The organism is Streptomyces sp. NPDC042364 (genome assembly GCF_056437585.1).
This window is the reverse complement of record NZ_JBWKAJ010000012.1, coordinates 62,088-80,214: the sequence shown is the minus strand read 5'-3', so window position 1 is coordinate 80,214 and position 18,127 is coordinate 62,088. Positions and strand designations below refer to the sequence as shown.

Genomic DNA, 18,127 nt, shown 5'->3' with positions numbered 1-18,127 from the left:
CGACAAGCCCGGACGAGCAGGCGGTGTTGATCGCCATGACCGGGCCCGTGAAGTCGAGGAAGTGGGCGAGCCGCGCGGCCAGGACACCGTCGTGGTTGGCGGTGATGCTGCCCGTGCTCTCGGCCAGGCCCTCGTAGTCGCCGTGCTCGACGCCCACGAACATGCCGACCTTGCCCGGCGATCCCGGCCGCCACGCCGCGTCCTCCAGCGCCCGCCACGACTCCTGCAGGAGCAGCCGCTGACGCGGGTCGAGGGCGCGGGCCTCCTTGGGGGAAATCTCGAAGAACAGCGGGTCGAACTCCTCGGGACCCGAGAGCTGTCCGCAGCGGAAGGCGGCGAGCGGGCTGTCGGCCGCCTCGCCCCACAGCGCGAGCCGTTCGGCGCTCACCGGGCTGATGACGTCGCGACCTTCCGCGAGGACGGACCACAGTTCGTCGACGTCGCCCGCGCCGGGGAAGCGCCCGCTCATGCCGATGACTGCCACGGCTTCGTCGCCGCCCGCCGGCCTCGCCGCCGGCACGCGGACCGCCTGCGCGGCAGGTGCCGTCCCCGTCCGGTCCTCCGCGACGGACACGACAGGCACGCCGGGTACGGCGGGCGCGTCGGCGTATTCCTCCGCCGTCGGCGCTGACGCCGCCCCGTACAGCGCGTCGAGGGCGTCCTTGTGCTTGCCGACGAGGTGGCCCCGCAGCTTCCCGAGCGTGGGGTGGCTGAAGAAGACCGACGGTGTGATGTCGACGCCGATGTGCTTGCCGATGCCGGTGGCCAGTTCGACGAGGCTCACCGAGTCGAAGCCGTACTCGGAGAGGTTGTCGTCCTCGTGGATCCTGTCGGGCGCGACCTTGACGACGCGGTGGATGATGTTCCGCAGGTCCTGGTCCAGACCCTCGGCGACGCCCTTGGCCGACGGCCCGGGGGGCGCCGCCGCGGGCGCGGTGACGGATGCGGCGGCGTGCTCCGCCGCGGCGACCGTCGGCTGCGGCGGCAGACCGAGGAAGCGGTGCACCCGGCCCGGCTCCCCGACCACGACCATGTGCTGCACGGCGTCCTGGGCCAGCAGGGCCTCGAAGAGCCGCAGTCCGTCCTCCGTCTCCAGCAGGTCCTGGCCGCTGGAGCGCAGGTACAGGTCGGTCGCGTCGTCGTCGAGGCGCATGCCTCCGTCGCGCCACAGCGGCCAGTTGATCACAGCGGTCTTGCCGGAGACCTCCCCGGCGGCGGCCCGTTCGCCGCGCTGGGCGGCGTAGGCCGTCTGGAAGCGGTTGCCGAATGCGTAGTCGCAGGTGCCGAAGTCGCCGATCACCGCGGACGTCGAGGAGAAGTAGCAGACGAAGTCGATGACTTCACCGGCCAGCGCCTCGTCGAGCGCGAGCGTGCCCGCGACCTTTGCGGCCGTGGTTCGCTCGAAGGCGGCCACGCTCTTGTCGAGCACGCTCCCCTCGCTCTCCACGCCCGCAGCGTGGATGACGCCGTGCACGGCTCCGAACCGCTCGCGAGCCTGCGCCAGGACCCGCTTCATGTCGCCCGCGGAGCAGACGTCCGCCTGTACGTACAGGGCCTTGTCCGCGCCGAGTTCGCGCACCTTCTCCCGGCATGCCGCGTCGGGCGCGGAGCGGCCGGTCAGCACCACGCCGGCCCCGTAGGTGCGGGTGAGGTGCCCGGCCACGAGCAGGCCGAGGCCGCCCAGGCCACCGGTGACGAGATAGGTCCCGCCGCGCTTGAAGGCGCTGGGGGCCTCGGCCGGCTCCGTCGGCCGGACGCGGCTGACGTAGCGCCGGCCGTCCCGGTACAGGGCGCTGGACGCGGTCTCCTGGCCCGCTTCGGCGGCCAGCCGCCCGACCCAGTCCGCGAGTCCGCCGGGCCGCCGCGGGTCGGCGGCGTCCTGGAGCACGACCGTGAAGGCGGTCTGCGGCAGTACGAGTCCCAGCGAGCGCTCGAAGCCGATGGCCGCTTCGAGGTGGGCGCGCCCGACACCGTCGCGGTACTGGCCCGCGAGCACGAACCGCCGCACGCCCGCTTCGGTCCCGGCCAGGGCCCGGAGGGCGAGGACGACCTCGCTGACGTCGTCCGGGCGCGAGTCCGGTGCCAGCTTCCACAGGTCCCAGACGGCGTCGATGCCGCCGTGGCTCGCCGCGATGGCGGCGAAGGCCTTCACATAGTCGCCCGCTTCCGCCGTGCGGACCTCGTACGAGTCCGGGGAGATCTCGCGGCAGGCGGTGCCCGGCGCGACGAAGGCGACGCGGGCGTCGGGGTCGAGCGCTCGGACCGCCCGCGCGACCTCCGCCTGGGGCTCGGCACCGGCGCACAGGACGACGATGCTGCCGAGCCGCCGTGCCCGGCCCTCCGTCACGTCCTCCAGGGGGGCGGGCTCCCAGTCCTCGGTGAAGACCAGAGGCCGCGAGTTCCGGACGGGCGCACCGGCCCGGGGCGCGGCGGCGTGCTCCGGCGTGGTGAGCGGCTGGCCGTCGAACGGGAAGTAGCGCTCGCGGGCGAAGGGGTAGGCGGGCAGCCCGATGCGGCGCGGCGTGCGACCGTCGTACAGGACGCTCCAGTCGACGGGCACGCCGTTGGCCCACAGCTCCAGGAGCTTGTCGTACTTCCCCTTGCCCGCCCAGGTCGCGACCATCGTGCCCAGATCGGCGTCGGCGGCCAGCAGCGTCCGTACTCCGCTTTCGTTCCTGGTCGAGCCGCGCACCACGGCACCGGCCGGGTCGCCCGGGCCGTCGGGGGCCAGGAAGGCGCGCAACGCCGCCACCAGGTCCGACACGGACGCGGCGAGTACGCCCAGACGCTCCTCCATCGCCTCCCGCCCGACCTGCAGCGTGTAGGCCACGTCGGCCAGCTCGACGGCCGCGTTCCGCGGCTGCTCCAGCCACTCCAGCAGGTTCTCGGCCCGCGCCCGCAACCCGTCCTCGGTGCGCGCCGACAGCGGCACCACCGCGCCGAGTGCGGGGTCGAGCGGGTACCCGTCCTCGTGGCCGTCCGGCACGTACTCCGCGATGATGACGTGGGCGTTCGATCCGCCCGCGCCGAAGGACGAGATCCCGGCGACACGCGGCGCCTGCTCGCCCGCACCGCCACCGGGCAGTACGGGCCGCTCCCAGTCGGCCAGTTCGCGCTGGACGACGAACGGGGTGTCCGCGAAGTCGATGTGCGGGTTCAGCGTCCGCGCGTGCAGGGACGGCGCGAGCTTGCCGTGCCGCAGCTGCAGCAGCACCTTGGTGATCCCGGCGATGCCCGAGGCGCTCTCGGCGTGGCCGATGTTGCTCTTCACCGAGCCGATCGCGCAGAACTGCTTGTCGTCCGTGTGGTCACGGAAGGCGTTCGACAGGCCGGTGATCTCGATCGGGTCACCCAGCGCGGTCCCGGTGCCGTGCGCCTCGATGTAGCTCACCGCACGCGCACCGACCCCGGCGCTCTCCAGGGCGCGGCCGATCACCTCCGACTGCGCCTTGGGGCTCGGCACCGTGTAACCCCCGGCGCCGCCGTGGTTGACGGCGGTTCCCTTGATGACGCCGTGGATCCGGTCCCCGTCGGCGACCGCCTTCGCCAGCGGCTTCAGCAGGACCGCGCCCACGCCCTCGCCGGGCACGTAGCCGTCGCCGCCCGCGCCGAAGCTCCGGCATCGGCCGTCCGTCGAGGCGAACTTGCCCTGGCTCAGCAGCAGGTACTTGTTCGGGTGGAGCGAGAGGTTGACACCGCCCGCTACCGCCACGTCGGACTCGCCCGACCTGATGCTCTGGCAGGCGAGGTGAACGGCCGTCAGGGACGACGAGCACATCGTGTCGATACTCATGCTCGGGCCGTGGAACCCGCAGACGTGCGACACCCGATTGGCGATGGAGGCCGAGCTGCCCGCCACCGCCGCCGCGCCGCCCAGCAGCTGGTTCTGGGCGCCGTAGAGCTGGTACTCCTCGTACATCACGCCGACGAACACTCCGACCCGCCCGTCCAGCACGTTGCCGGTCCGGCTCTTCGGGCCGCCCCGTGTGTACCCGGCGTCCTCCAGGGTGTCGTGGACGCACTGGAGGAACAGTCGCTCCTGCGGGTCCATGTTCTCCGCCTCGCGTGGCGAGATGTTGAAGAACAGCGGGTCGAACTCGTAGGCACCGTCAAGGAACCCGCCCCACCTGCTGTACGACTTGCCGACGGAGTCCTTGCGCGGGTCGAAGAACTGGCCGTGGTCCCAGCGGGACTCCGGAATCTCGGTGACGCTGTCCCGGCCCGCCGCGAGGTTCTCCCAGAACTCCACCATGTCGCGCGCCTGCGGGTAGCGGCCCGCCAGACCGATGATCGCTATGTCCGTCCGCCCCGTGGCAACGGCCTCCGGGGCGGCGGCCCGTGCGGGAAGCGTGGCGGAGACGGGCAAGGAGACGCGCCACGCGCGCTGCCGCTCGGCGGCGCTCACCGTGGCGGGGCGCACCGCTTGCCCGGCACCGGCACCGCTCTCGCCGACGGATAACAGGTCGCGCATGCGCTCCGGGTGGGCTTCGAGGAAGTGCGCGGCGAGCGCCTCAATGGTGCGGTACTCGAAGAACAGGGTCTTCGACAGCGACCCGAAGACCTCCTCGAGGGCCCGCGTCATGTCCATCGTCATGACGGAGTCGACGCCGTAGTCGTCGAGCGTCGCCTCCGAGTCGATCTTGGCCGGGGGCAGGTTGATCACCGACGACAGCTGCTTCTTGAAGTACGCCTCGGCCCGGCCCGCCAGGGCCTGGGCCGTCTCAGGCGTCCGCGCGCCCTCCCCCTGTTCAGCCTCCTGCCCCGCGTCCGGCGTCGACGGCGGCGACTGCCCCGACTGCGCCGGGCGACGGTCCTCGGTACGCCGCGGTGCGGTCGTGGCCTCGGGCTCGGCCGCGGCCAGCAGGGTCTGCCTCATCCGGGGCCGGTCGCCTTCGATGACGAGGACCTGGTCGTCCGGTGCGGCCAGCGCCCGGTACAGGGCCCGCACCCCGGTCTCCTCGCGCAGCGGTACCAGGCCGAACTGCGCCCGCAGCCACTGTTCGACGCCCGCGTCGACGTGCATCCCGCCGTCGGCCCACAGCGGCCAGTTGACCGACACCGTACGGCCCCGGCGCTCGCCCTGTGCCACGAGCCCGTTCCGGTACGCCGCGAAGGCGTCCATGAACGCGTTCGCTGCCGCGTAGTCGGCCTGTCCCACGTTGCCGAACGCACCGGTGAAGGACGAGAAGAGGACGAGGAAGTCCAGGTCGGCGTCCCGGGTCGCGGCGTCCAGGTGCACCAGCCCCGAGACCTTGGGGGCGAGGACGGCGGAGAAGTCGTCGACCGTCTTCTTCAGGATGAAACCGTCCCTGAGCACCCCGGCGGAGTGCAGGATGCCATCCACCCCGCCGTAGGTCCGGCGCGTCCAGTCCACGAGTTCGGCGACGTCCTCGGCGACGCCGACGTCGGCCTGCCGGTACTCCGCCTGCGCGCCCAGCAGCCGCAGCCGCTCCAGGAGTCGGTCCTTGCGCTCGTCCGGCGCGGCGCGGCCGGTCAGCACCAGCCGGGGCCGGTCCGCCTTCGAGGCGATCTCCCGCGCGAACAGCGCGCCCAGCCCGCCGGCACCGCCGGTGATCAGGTAGACGCCGCCGTCCTTCCACGGCAGCCGCGGCTCGGGCGCGCCCTCGAACTCGCGCCACCGCAGCACCTCACGCACACCGGCCCGGTACCGGACCACCGCGTCCTGGGGCACGGCCCGGTCGGCGTCCACCTGGGAAGCGGCACGCTCCGGCCCGTCCTGCGGGTCGACCATGACCAACTGGCCCGAGACACGGGGGTTCTCCAGCTGAGCCGTCTTGAGGATGCCCGCCAGGCCCGTCCACAGCCAGGCGTCCGCGTCGGCCGGGACGACGAGCTGGACGCGACATGCGTAGTGCGTCCGCTCGCCGAGCAGTTCCCTGAGCCGCGAGAAGACCTGCCGCGCGTAGTCGGAGTACCGCCCGTCGAGGCTCGTCGCCGGAGAGTCCAGGAGCACGACCCGCCCGGTCCCGCGCGCCCGCAGCGCCTGTGCGACCTCGGGCAGAGCGATGAGCAGGGCCAGCGCGACGGGCGCGCCCTCCACCTCGCCCGCGTCCCGCGTCCGGTCATGGGCGACCCAGAGCGGCGAGGCGAGCAGCTCACCCGTGGGCTGCTCGGCGGGCAGCGCCCGCAGCGAGACGCCCCTGAGCCGGACGCACACCGTGCCCGCGTCGTCGCAGATGTCGATGTCGATGCGGCGCACCGAAGCGCCGGCGGACGCCTGCGCGTCGGCGGCGCCGCGCACCCAGGCCCACATCGACGCGGTGCACGCGCCGAGCACCCGCACCTCGTCCACGGCGAACGGCAGCAGCAGCTCGCGCCGCGCCCCGTCGCCCGGCACCAGTCCGACGCACGCCTGGAGCGCGGAGTCCAGCAGGGCGGGGTGCAGCCCGTAGCTCGCCAGGGTCGCGCCGACGGCATCCGGCAGCGTCAGCCGGGCCACGGCCTGGCCTTCGCCGATCCACAGGCGCTCGACGCCCCGGTGCCCGGGCCCGTACGCGATGCCCTGCGCCAGGAACCATTCGTACACCTGGTCGGCGTCGACCGTGGAGCTCGCGCACTGCGCGCGCAGGCGCTCGATGTCCAGCTCGGTGCCCGTGGCGGGCTCCTGCGGCAGACGCACCACGCCCTCGCCGTGGACCACCGGGTCGTCGCCTGAGCGCAGGCCGACGATCTCGTAGCCGATCTCGTCCGCTCCCCTGGGCAGCAGGCGTACCTCGATGCCCCGGTGCCCCTCGCCGACGGTCACCGGCCGCGCCCATACGACATCGGCGATGACCAGCGCTCCGTGCGGCTCGTCCAGCGACGCCTCGACGGCGGCCCGCACCAGTTCGAGGCAGGCGGCGGCGGAGAGCACACGCTCGCCGTGCACCCGGTGGTCGGCCAGGAAGAACTCGTCCCCGGTGAACACCGAAGCGAACCGCTGGCCGGTCAGGCTGGAGGTGTTCGTGTGCACCAGCGGGTGGAGCCGGGCCGTCGCCCGCGCCGAAGGCTCGGTCTCCTCACTCGTGGCGGGCCAGTAGCGCTCGCGCTGAAAGGGGTAGGCCGGCATCGGGATGCGGCGCGCCGCGCCCCGCTGGGGGAGCCTGCCCCAGTCGACGGCCACGCCCGTCACCCACAGCTTGAGCAGTTGGTCGAACTTGCCCTTCTCCACCCACGCGCCCAGCGTGCGGGCCATGTCGTCGTCCGCGGCCAAGAGCTGGAGCGCGTCGTCCTGGCGCCGCTTGACCGTGCCCCGGTGCAGACCGGGAACGTCCTCGTCGGCGAGGTGGCGCGTCAGCTTGTCGGCGAGGTCCGCGGTGGTGTCCGCCACGAGACCGAGGCGCTCCTCGAACGCGTCCCGGCCTGTCCGCAGGGTGTGCGCGACGTCCGCGAGCGAGGCCCCGGCGCCGTCCTCGTCGGCCAGCCACTCGACCAACTGCTCGGCCCGCTCCCGCAGGGCGTCCGGGGTCCGCGCGGAGAGCACGACGACCTCGGAGCCCTCCCGCGGGCGACGACGCGCCGGATCGGGGACGTACTCCTCCACGATCAGATGGGCGTTGGAGCCGCCGGCGCCGAAGGAGGAGACCCCGGCGATGCGCGGCAGTTCCGTGCCGTCCGCCGACAGCGGGCGCTGCCACTCGGTCAGCCCCTGCTGCACGAAGAAGGGGCTGTTCGCGAAGTCGATGTGCGGGTTCAGCACCTCGGAGTGGAGCGAGGGCACCAACTGCCCGTGCTTCATCTGGAGCAGCACCTTGGTGAGCCCTGAGATGCCCGCGGCGCTCTCCGCGTGGCCGATGTTGCTCTTCACCGAACCGATCGCGCAGAACTGGCTGTCCTGGGTGTGCTCCCGGAACGCCCGCGTGAGCCCGGCGATCTCGATCGGGTCGCCGAGCGAGGTACCGGTGCCGTGCGCCTCGACGTAGCTCACCGACCGCGCGTCGACGCCCGCGTCCCGCAGTGCCCGGCCGATGACGTCGTACTGCGCACGGGGGTTGGGGACGGAGTAGCCGTTCGTCCTGCCGCCGTGGTTGACGGCCACGCCCCGGATCACGCCGTAGATCGTGTCGCCGTCCGCCTCCGCCTTCGCCAGCGGCTTCAGCAGGACGGCGCCGATGCCCTCGCCGGGAACGTAGCCGTCACCGCCCTGGCCGAAGCTCTCGCACTGCCCCTTGCTCGACAGGTACTTGCCGCCCGCGAGCATCAGGTACTTGTTGGGGTGCACGGAGAGGTTGACCCCGCCCGCGACGGCCAGCTCGCAGCCGCGCGTCAGCAGGCTCTGGCACGCCAGCTGGATCGCCGTGAGCGACGAGGAGCACATCGTGTCGACGGCCATGCTCGGCCCGTGCAGGTCGAAGAAGTACGAGACGCGGTTGGCGATCGACGAGGCGCTGCCCGCCAGCGTGAGGTTGCGGCCCCTGGCCTGCTCCTGCGCCGCGTACAGCTGGTACTCCTCGTACATCACCCCGACGAACACGCCGACGTGGCCGCCGGGGCCGCCATCGGCGCGGTCGCGGCCGAGCGCGGCGCGGGTGTACCCGGCGTCCTCGAAAGTCTCCTGGACGCACTCCAGGAACAGCCGCTCCTGCGGGTCCATGTACTCCGCCTCGCGCGGAGAGATGTTGAAGAACAGCGGGTCGAAGCGGTCGGCCCCGTCCAGGAAGCCGCCCCACTTCGAGTACGTCCTGTCGCCGGCGTTGACGTCCGGGTCGAAGAACTGGCCGTGGTCCCACCTGTCGCGCGGAACCTCGGTGACGGAGTCCCTGCCCTCGGCCAGGTTCCGCCAGAACTCCCGTACGTTCCGCGCCTGCGGGTAGCGCCCCGCCAGGCCGATGATCGCGACGTCGACGGAGCCCACGGCGGCCTCGGGGCGGGGCCGCTCCACGCGCCGGGTCACCTGGGCAAAGCGCCGCCGGGACGCCGCGACCGAACGGGCGGCCGAGGCGGGGGCACCGGCGGCGCCCTCGTGGTCGGCGTGCCCGGCGCCGGCATCGGTGTCGGCGTCCGATTCGGTGCCCGCGTGGGACGGGGCGCTCGCCGCCGTCGGCGCGTCCGCACCGACCAGCTTCCCCAGGTCGACCTCGTGGGCCTGGAGGAAGTACTCCGTCAGGGCGCGGATGCTCTGGTACTCGAAGAACAGCGTCTTGGGCAGCGACCCGAAGACCTGCTCGAGCCTGGTGGTCAGGGCCATCGTCATGACGGAGTCCATGCCGTACACCTCGAACGCGTCGTCGGCGTCGATCCGGTCCGCGGCCAGGCCCAGCTCCGACGCCAGCAGCCCGATGAGGTACTGGGAGGCCCGCTCGTCGAGCCCGTCCCCGCTCACGGCCGCATCGGCCGGTGCGGCGTCCCGCGGCTCGGGGGCGGCCCTGCCGGGCGACTCCGGGCGGGACGGCCGCGCGGCCGTGTCACCGGTCTCGTACGGCCTGGCGGAGAACCCCGTGAACCGGCAGGCCACGGCGCCCGATTCGTCGCACAGGTCGATGTCGAGCTTGTGCACCCGGCTCCCCGGCCTGTCGTCGGCGCTGCGGCGCACCCAGGCCCACATCACCTCGTGGCACGGTCCGAAGACCCGCAGCTCGTCCAGCGCGAACGGGATGCGGGCCGCGTCCTGCGCGTCCAGACCGATCGCGGCCTGGAGCGCCGAGTCCAGCAGGCTCGGGTGCAGCACGAACGCGTCGAGCGAGCCGCGTACTTCGGCGGGCAGCCGAAGCCGGGCGAGCACCTGGCCGTCCCCGGTCCACACGCTCTCGACGCCACGGTGCGCGGGCCCGTACGCCAGGCCGAAGCGCTCGTACGCCCGGTAGCAGCCGGCCGCGTCGAGCCGCGGGCCCTGGCACGCGGCCCGCACGCCCGTCAGGTCGACCGGGCCGACGGGCTCCGGCTCGACGAGCGACGCCACGCCCTGGCTGTGCACCACGGGCACCGCCTCTTCACCGGCCGCGTCCGGGAGGCTGGAGACCTCGAACGCGATCTCGTCGTCCTCGGCGGCGTACAGCTCCGTGCGGACCCGGACGGGCCGCTCGCCGGCCTTGGCGGGGCGCGCCCACACCACGTTGCGCAGCCTCAGCCCGTTGGGACGGCTCTCGACGGAAGCCGTCACCGCGGCCCGTGCCATCTCCAGGTACGCCACGCCCGGCAGCACGCGGTCGCCCCTGACGACGTGGTCCCGCAGGAAGAACTCGTCACCGGAGAACACCGAGTCGAACCGCTGGGCCTCCAGCGTCGAGGTGTTGGCGTGCACCAGCGGGTGCGACGGCGCGCCGCTCGCCCCAGAGACGGCTCCCGCCGCGTGCGGGGCGGTGACCCAGTGGCGCTCGGCCGCGAAGGGGTACGTGGGCAGGGGGACGCGCCGCGGCGCCACGGCGCGCGCGAGGTGCTCCCAGTCCACGTCGAAGCCGTCGGTCCAGATGTCCATCAGTTCCCCGTGGTCGCCGCGCTCCAGCCAGTGCCGCACCGTACGCTGCCGCTGCTCGTCGGCCGCGAACTCCGCGACCGCTTCGCGGGTGCGCTGCGTCCGGCCGCGGCGCACGCCGTCGACGTCCTCGGTTCCGTCGAGGAAAGCTCGCAGCTTGTCGAGCAATTCGGCCCGGCTCGCCACCAGCAGGGCCAGCCGCTCCTCCATGGCCTCCCTGCCGGTCTGCAGCGTGTACGCGATGTCTGCGAGCCGGGTGCTCAGGCCCCCTTCCGGGAGCCAGCGCAGCAGCTCACGCGCCTTCTCCCGCAGGCGCTCGGCGTTCTTCGCCGACAGCACCACCAGTTCGGGAGCCGCGTCGGGCACCGGCCGGTCGTCGTGATCCGCGTACTCCTCGATCACCACGCCGGCGATGGCTCCATGGGCGCCGAACGACGAGACGGCCGCGATGCGGGGCACCTGCGTGGTCACTCCCGCGACGGTCCTCGTGGGCCGCCGCCACGGCTCCAGCTCCTGCTGCACGCGCACCGGCGAGTCCGCGAAGTCGATGTGGGGGTTCAGCTGCCGCGCGTGCAGCGAGGGTGCGAGCATGCCGTGCCGCATCTGCAGGACCACCTTGGTGATACCCGCGATACCCGCCGCGGCCTCCAGGTGACCGATGTTCGACTTGACCGAGCCGATCGAGCAGAACCCCGTCCTGTCGGTGTCCTCGCGGAACGCCCGGGTCAGACCGGCGATTTCGATGGGGTCGCCCAGCGACGTACCGGTCCCGTGGGCCTCGACGTAGCTGATGTCGTCCGCGGAGATCCCCGCGTCCCGCAACGTGGCGACCATCAGGTCGGCCTGCGCCGCCGGGTTGGGCACGGTGGTGCCGTTGGTCCTGCCGCCGTGTCGCGTCGCCACGCCCCGGATCACGGCGTGCACGTGGTCGCCGTCCGCGACGGCCCGGTCCAGGGACTTGAGCAGGAGGCAGCCCACGCCCTCCCCGGGGACGTAACCGGTGCCGCCCTCGCCGAACGAGCGGCAGCGCCCGTCGGAGGCGAGGAAGTTCAGCTGGCTGAGCGCCACATACTTGTTCGGGTGCAGCGACAGGTTCACACCCGCCGCGAAGGCCATCGCCGTTTCGCCGCTCCTGATGCTCTCGCACGCCATGGCGACCGCGTACAGCGAGGACGCGCAGGCCGTGTCGAGGGTGAGGCTCGGGCCGTGGAGGTCGAGGAAGTACGAGACGAGGTTGGCGGCCTCCGCGCGGTCGGACACGTCCTGGCCGCTGTAGAGCTGGTACTCGTTCCAGGTCATGCCCAGGTACACGCCGACCTTGGCGGTGCCGTCGGGGTTGAGGCCCTGCCGGGTGTACCCGGCGTCCTCCATGGCGGCCCAGGCCGCCTGGAGGACGAGCCGGGACTGCGGGTCCATGGCGGCTGCCCGCTTGGGCGGGATGCCGAAGAACATGGTGTCGAAGTTCTCGACCCCGTCGATGAAGCCGCCCCACTTGCTGGTGGTCCTGCCGGGCTTGGCCTCGGGGTCGTAGTACGCGTCCTTGTCCCACCGGTGCGGCGGTATCTCCTCGACGCAGTCCTCGCCCTTGCGCAGCACGTCCCATAACCGGTCCAGGTCGGCGGCGTGCGGGTAGCGGCCGCTGATCCCGATGACGGCCACGTCGCGGGAGCGTCCCGAGCCGCCGTCGCGCACCTGCCCGGTGTCGCTCGGCGCCTCGACTCGCGCGGTCACCCGGGCCCGCCCCGCGGTGGCCGCCGGGAGGGTCGTGGCCGCGGCGGTCGCGGGCGCGGCGGCGTCCCGGCCGGTGCCGAGCAGTGCCGCCATCCGCTCCGCGTGTTCGCGCACGAAGTACCGGGCCAGGTCGCGGATGGTGCGGTATTCGAAGAACAGCGTGCCCGGTATGGAGTCGAAGTCCTTGCCCAGCAGCCGCAGAAGCTCCAGGATCTGGATCGATTCGATGCCGTACTCGCCGAGTTCGGCGGCGGCGTCGACGCGCTCCGGCTTGATCTTGAAGACCTGGGAGATCTTGCCCTTGATGTAGTCGACGGCCCCGTTGAACAGCTCGAGGGCAGCCGCCCCTGCCTCCCCGGTCGAACCGGAGGTCCCGGCGGCCGGTTCTGCGGCGGGCCGCACCGGCTCGGGCTCGCGCCGGACGGCGGCGTCCGCCTGCTCGCGTTCGGCGACGCGCAGGACCCGCTCTATCTTGTCCCGCTCGCCCTTGGCCACCACGATCTGCGTCTCGTCCGAAGCCAGGATCGTCATCAGCGCCCCGATGCCCTCGGACGTCCCCAGGCCGCGCAGGCCGGAGTGATCGAAGTAGAGGGCCTTCGACGTGGCGTCCTGTTCGATGTCCCCGAGCATTCCGCCCTCGTCCCAGTAGGGCCAGTCGACCGAGATGGTCCGGCCGCTGCGCTCGCCCTCGGCCCGCAGCACCTCGCGGTGGTGGGCGTAGGCGTCGAGGAAGCGGTTGGCGGCGGCGTAGCTGCCCTGCCCGAAGTCGCCGAGGTGGGCGGCGATCGACGAGAACAGCACGAAGAAGTCCAGCGACTCGTCACGCGTCAGCTCGTCCAGGTGGACGGTGCCGTGCACTTTGGGCGCCAGGACCCCGTCGAAGTCTGCCTTCGGCGCGGTGATCACGTCGCTGCCGCCCATGACGCCCGCGCTGTGGAAGACCCCGTCCAGCCGGCCGAACCGCGCCCGGGCGGCGTCGATGGCGGCGCGCGCGGCGTCGCGGTCGGCGACGTCGCAGCGCAGGTACTCGACCTGCGCGCCGGCCGCCTCCAGCGCCACGATCCGCTCCCGCAGGTCCGCGTCGGGTGCCCTGCGGCCGAGCAGGACGAGTCTCGCCCGGCACTGCTCGGCGAGGTACTGGCCAAGGTGGCCCCCGAGTTCGCCCGCTCCGCCGCTGATGAGGTAGACGCCGTTCTCCTTCAGCGGCAGCCCGGACGAGTGGGCGTCCGCGCCGCCGGTCCACCGCCGCAGCACCCGCTTCGAGCGCAGGCCGCCGGCCCGCCGGACCTCCTGTCCCCGTGCGGACGTCCCCTCACCGACGCGGAGTTCGTCCAGCACCCCGGATACCACGGACTCCGCGTCCGGTTCCCCGCCGAACTCGAGGGTGTTCATCCGGATCAGGTGGTTGACCGGGGTCATGGCGCGCGCAAACCCCGAGAGCGACTGCGCCGCCGCTCCGGCCGGCCCCCGCCCGTCGGGCACGACAGACAGGTGCTGGAGTTCGTGTTCGAGTCCGGTGCGGTGTGCCGCCCGGAAGAAGTGCAGCAGGCTCTCCAGCTCGACGGTGCGGTCCGCGCCGTCCGATGCCAGAGGCCAGAGGTTGACGACGGCGAGCGGCGTCCGCCCCGGCAGGCCCACCGCGCTCAGCAGCCGGTCGAAGTCCGCCTGGCTGCGCCGGTCGACGACGTAGTGGTCCGCGGCGTGCGCGGCGAACGACGCACCGGACCGCACCTGGATCACGGTTCCCGCGTGGTGGCGGCGGAAGAGCGCGACGCGCGCCGGTTCGTCGTCGAGGACGAGCAGGGTCGCACCGGAGCCCGCTCCCGCCACGGGTTCGGTCGCCACCCAGCGCGGCACGTAGAAGTGCAGGTCCTGGTTCCCCAGGTCCTCGCTCTCGTGGCCCGCGCCCTGCGGCTGCGCCACACCGGGCTCGTGGCGCCCCTCGATCCAGTACTCCTCGCGGGCGAAGGGATACGTGGGCAGGGACGTTACCTGCGGCACGCGTCCGCCGAACAGACCCGCCCACTCCAGGTCGTAACCCTGCCGGTACAGGTCGGCCAGCGCGCGCATGGTGTCCTGGTGCTTGCCCAGGTCGGCAACCTGGCCGCCCGCGCGCTCGACCAGCTGGCCGGCGTACTCGGCGAGCGCGGCCTGCGGTAGGAAGTCCCGTGGGCGCACGCCCCGGAACGCGTCGGGCGCCTCCTGCCCTTCGATCACCTGGCGGAGCAGCCGCGCGGCCTCCTCGGGCGTCGCCGCGAGCAGGGCGTGACGGTGCGCGAAGTGGTGCCTGCCGAGCAGGAGCGTGGCGCTGATCCGGGCGAGATCCGCCTCGTCCCGGCCCTTGTTCTCCAGGAAGACCAGCAGGTCGGTGGTCTTGGCGTGCAGCGCCTCGGCGGTCTTGGCCGAGAGCACGAGGAGGTGGAGCCGCGCGGGCTCACCGGATTCCTCGGGCTGCGGCGCGTCGTACCCCTCGACGACGACGTGGGCGTTGGTTCCACTGATCCCGAAGGAACTGACCGCGCCCAGCCGCTTCTTGCCCGGCCGGCTCTTCCAGGGGCGGGTCTCCTTGTTGACGTAGAAGGGGCTGTGCGCCCAATCGATGTAGTCGCTGTCCTGCTCGCAGTGCAGGCTCGCGGGCAGGGTTTCGTGCCGCAGCGACTGCACCAGGCCGATCAGGCTCACCACGCCGGACGCGGCCAGGGTGTGCCCGACGTTGCTCTTGACCGAAGTCAGCGCGCAGTACTGCCTCTTGTCGGTGTACGGGGCGAAGGCGTCTGCGAGGGCGTTGACCTCGATGGGGTCGCCGAGCCGGGTTCCGGTGCCGTGCGCCACCACGTGCTCGATCTCGCCCGGATCGATGCCGAACCGCTCGTACACGGAGCGCATCAACGAGGACTGCGCCGACCTGCTGGGCGCGGTGATGCCGTTGGTGCGGCCGTCGTAGTTGATGCCACTTCCCTTGATGACGGCGTGGATCCTGTCCCCGTCCGCCAGCGCGTTGGCCAGGGGCTTGAGCACCACGACGGCGACCGCCTCGCCGACCACCATGCCGTTGGCCCGCTTGTCGAAGGGGCGGCAGACGCCGTCGTCGGAGAGCATCCCGGCGCGGTCGGCGTGCCGGAAGAACTGGGAGGTCGCGAGGATGTTGACGCCCGCGGCGAGGGCGGTGTCGCACTCGCCGGTGCGCAGGCTCGCGCACGCCTGGTGGACGGCGGCCAGTCCGGCGGAGCACGCCGTATTGATCGCGATGACCGGTCCGGAGAAGTTCAGGAAGTAGCCGAGGCGGGATGCCAGGATGCCGTCGTGGGAGGAGGTGAGGGTCTCGTCGCTGCCGGCGACCCGCTGGTAGTCGCCCTGTTCGGCGCCGACGAACATGCCCATCGTGTTGTCGCGCAGTTCCCGCGCGCCGTAGCCCGCGTCCTCCAGGGCCCGCCACGACTCCTGGAGCAGCAGTCGCTGCCGGGGGTCCATGGCTTCGGCCTCGCTGGGGACGATCTCGAAGAACAACGGGTCGAACTCGGCGGCGCCGGGCAGCCATCCGCCCTTGGGCGCGTGGTCGCCGGGCGCACCGGTCCAGTCCCGTCGCCGCTGTACGGGGAGGGGACCGACCACGTCCCGGCCGCCCGCGATGATGTCCCAGAGGTCATCGGCGGTCCGCGCCTGCGGGAAGCGTCCGCTCAGACCGATGATGGCGATGTCGTCGCCGCCGGGGCCCCTGGCCGGAGCTGCCGGTGCGGCGGCGGGCTCCGGCCGGGTCACGGGGAGGCTGCCCTGCCGTACGGGCAGCGGGCCGGTGGCCCCCTCACGCGTCTCGTGCGCCTCATGCGTCTGGTACGTCCGCGCGACGGCCTCGCCGTGGTCCTGGACCAGGTGGTCCCGGATCATGCCCAGGGTGAAGTGCGTGTAGAGGTCCGACGGCGTGAGGTCGATCCCGTAGTGCTCGCTCAGCTCGGTGGCCAGCCGGGTGTTGCCGACCGAGTCGAAGCCCAGGTCGGAGAGCTTGTCGGCCGGCTGGATGCCGTCCGTCGGCAGTTTGAGGACGCTGGAGGCGATGCGGCGGAGGTCGGCCAGGACCAGGTCCGCGGCCTCCGGCCGGTCGCTCCGCGCCGCTGGGAGCTGTTCGGCCGGGGCTTCGGGCGCGGGGTCGGCCGTGATCCAGTACCGCTGTGCGTCGAACGGGTACGTGGGCAGCCGGAGTTTCTCGGTACGGATCCCGGCGAAGAGGTCACGCGCGCGGAGGTCGGCGCCCGCGGCGAAGGCTTCGGCCAGGTCGCAGAGGTGACGAGCGTACTCGGATGCGGGGAGTTCGGCGCCGAGGCGGAAGTCGGGGAGTTCCAGCCCCGTCGCCGGCGCGTCCGCCCTCCTGTCCGCGCCGAGGTTGTGGAAGCAGTCGGCGGCGCGGCCCTCGCGCGTGAAGCGGTCCAGCGCCTCGCGCAGTTCGTCGACGCCGCGTACGACGAAGGCCGCCCGGACGCTGAAGTGTTCCCGTCCCAGCAGCAGCGTCGCGCTGAGGTCCGTCAGGTCGACGTCGGCGGTCTCGGCGGCTGCGTCCGCGCGCCCGAGCCAGTCCGCCAGGTCATCGACCCGGCGCCGTAACGCCGTGTCGGTCCTGGCGGACAGGCAGAGCAGGTAGGCGGGCCTGGCGCGCGGCGTGACCGGCTCGCCGGTCGGCGCCTCCTCCAGGATCACGTGCGCGTTCGTACCACCGAAGCCGAACGAGCTGACCCCGGCGCGGCGCGGCAGCGGCTCGCCCGTCTCCGAGCGTGGCGCCTCCCACTCCCGCGTGGCGTCGGCTATGTAGAAGGGCGTCCTGTCGAGCGTGATGGCGGGGTTGAGCTTCGTGAAGTCCGGCAGGCCGGGTATCTTGCGGTGCTCCATCGCGAGCAGGGCTTTGATGACGCCCGCGATGCCCGCGGCGGGTTCGAGGTGGCCGATGTTGGGCTTGACGGAGCCGAGCCCGCAGTAGTTGTACGGTCCGGGGGCGGCGTCGTTGCCCCGGGCCTTGCGGAACCCTTCCACCAGGCCGCGGACCTCGATCGGGTCGCCGGTCGGCGTGCCGGTGCCGTGCGCTTCGACGTAACTGACGGTCCGGGGCTCGACGTCCGCCTGGGCGAGCGCCTTCGAGACGACCCGGGCCTGCGCTTCCGCGCTGGGATAGGTGAGACTGCGGGTCCGGCCGCCGTGGCTGACGGCGCTGCCCCTGATGACACCGTGGATGCTGTCGCCGTCGCGGACGGCGTCCGCGAGCGGCTTGAGCAGCACCACGCCGCCGCCCTCGCCGCGCACGTAGCCGTCGGCACGTGCGTCGAAGGTCTTGCACGAGCCGGTCGGGGACAACATACCGACCTTGGAGAATGAGACGGTCCGCTCGGGCGTCAGCACCAGGCTGATGCCGCCCGCGATCGCGACGCCGCACTCCTTCTGCCGCAGGGACCGCACGGCCAGGTGCACGGCGTCCAGCGATGCGGAGGACGCGGTGTCGACGGTCACGCTGGGGCCGGTGAAGTCCAAGAAGTGGGACACGCGGTTGGCGATGACGGCGCCCGCGGTCCCCGTGGCGTGATGCGCGGCCGGCTCGCGCACCTTCGTCTCCTGCAGGCCCTTGTAGTCCAGGTTGAAGGCGCCGATGAAGACCCCGACGTCGCTGCCGGCCAGCTCGGCGGGGCGCACGGCGGCGTCCTCGAAGCAGGACCAGACGAGGTGCAGCATGATCCGCTGTTGCGGGTCCATGCTCTCCGCCTCCAGCGGGGACACCCGGAAGAACGCGGCGTCGAAGCCCGCGACGTCCGTGAGGAAGGCGCCCCACCTGCTGGTCCCCGGACCCTCGGTGTCGGCGTACGCCCGCCAGTCCCAACGGTCGCCCGGCACCTCGCCGATGTGCGAGCGACCGCTCTCCACGGTGGCCCAGAACTGGCGGTAGTCGTCAGCTCCGGGGAACCTGCACGCCATGCCGATGACGGCGATGTCGTTGTCGTTGCTCAGCAC

The 18,127-nt window shown here is 72.6% G+C and carries 1 protein-coding gene (running past one end of the window); it reads right to left on the bottom strand.

Annotated elements, in window-relative coordinates; genetic code table 11:
• A protein-coding gene (locus AC067N_RS23890; RefSeq protein WP_478680914.1) for an SDR family NAD(P)-dependent oxidoreductase crosses the window boundary here: on the bottom strand, positions 1 to 18,127 show its 5' portion. Its footprint begins 9,977 nt before the window's first position; 18,127 of the gene's 28,104 nt are visible here — the first part of the coding sequence; its start codon is at positions 18,125 to 18,127; its stop codon lies beyond the left edge, outside the window.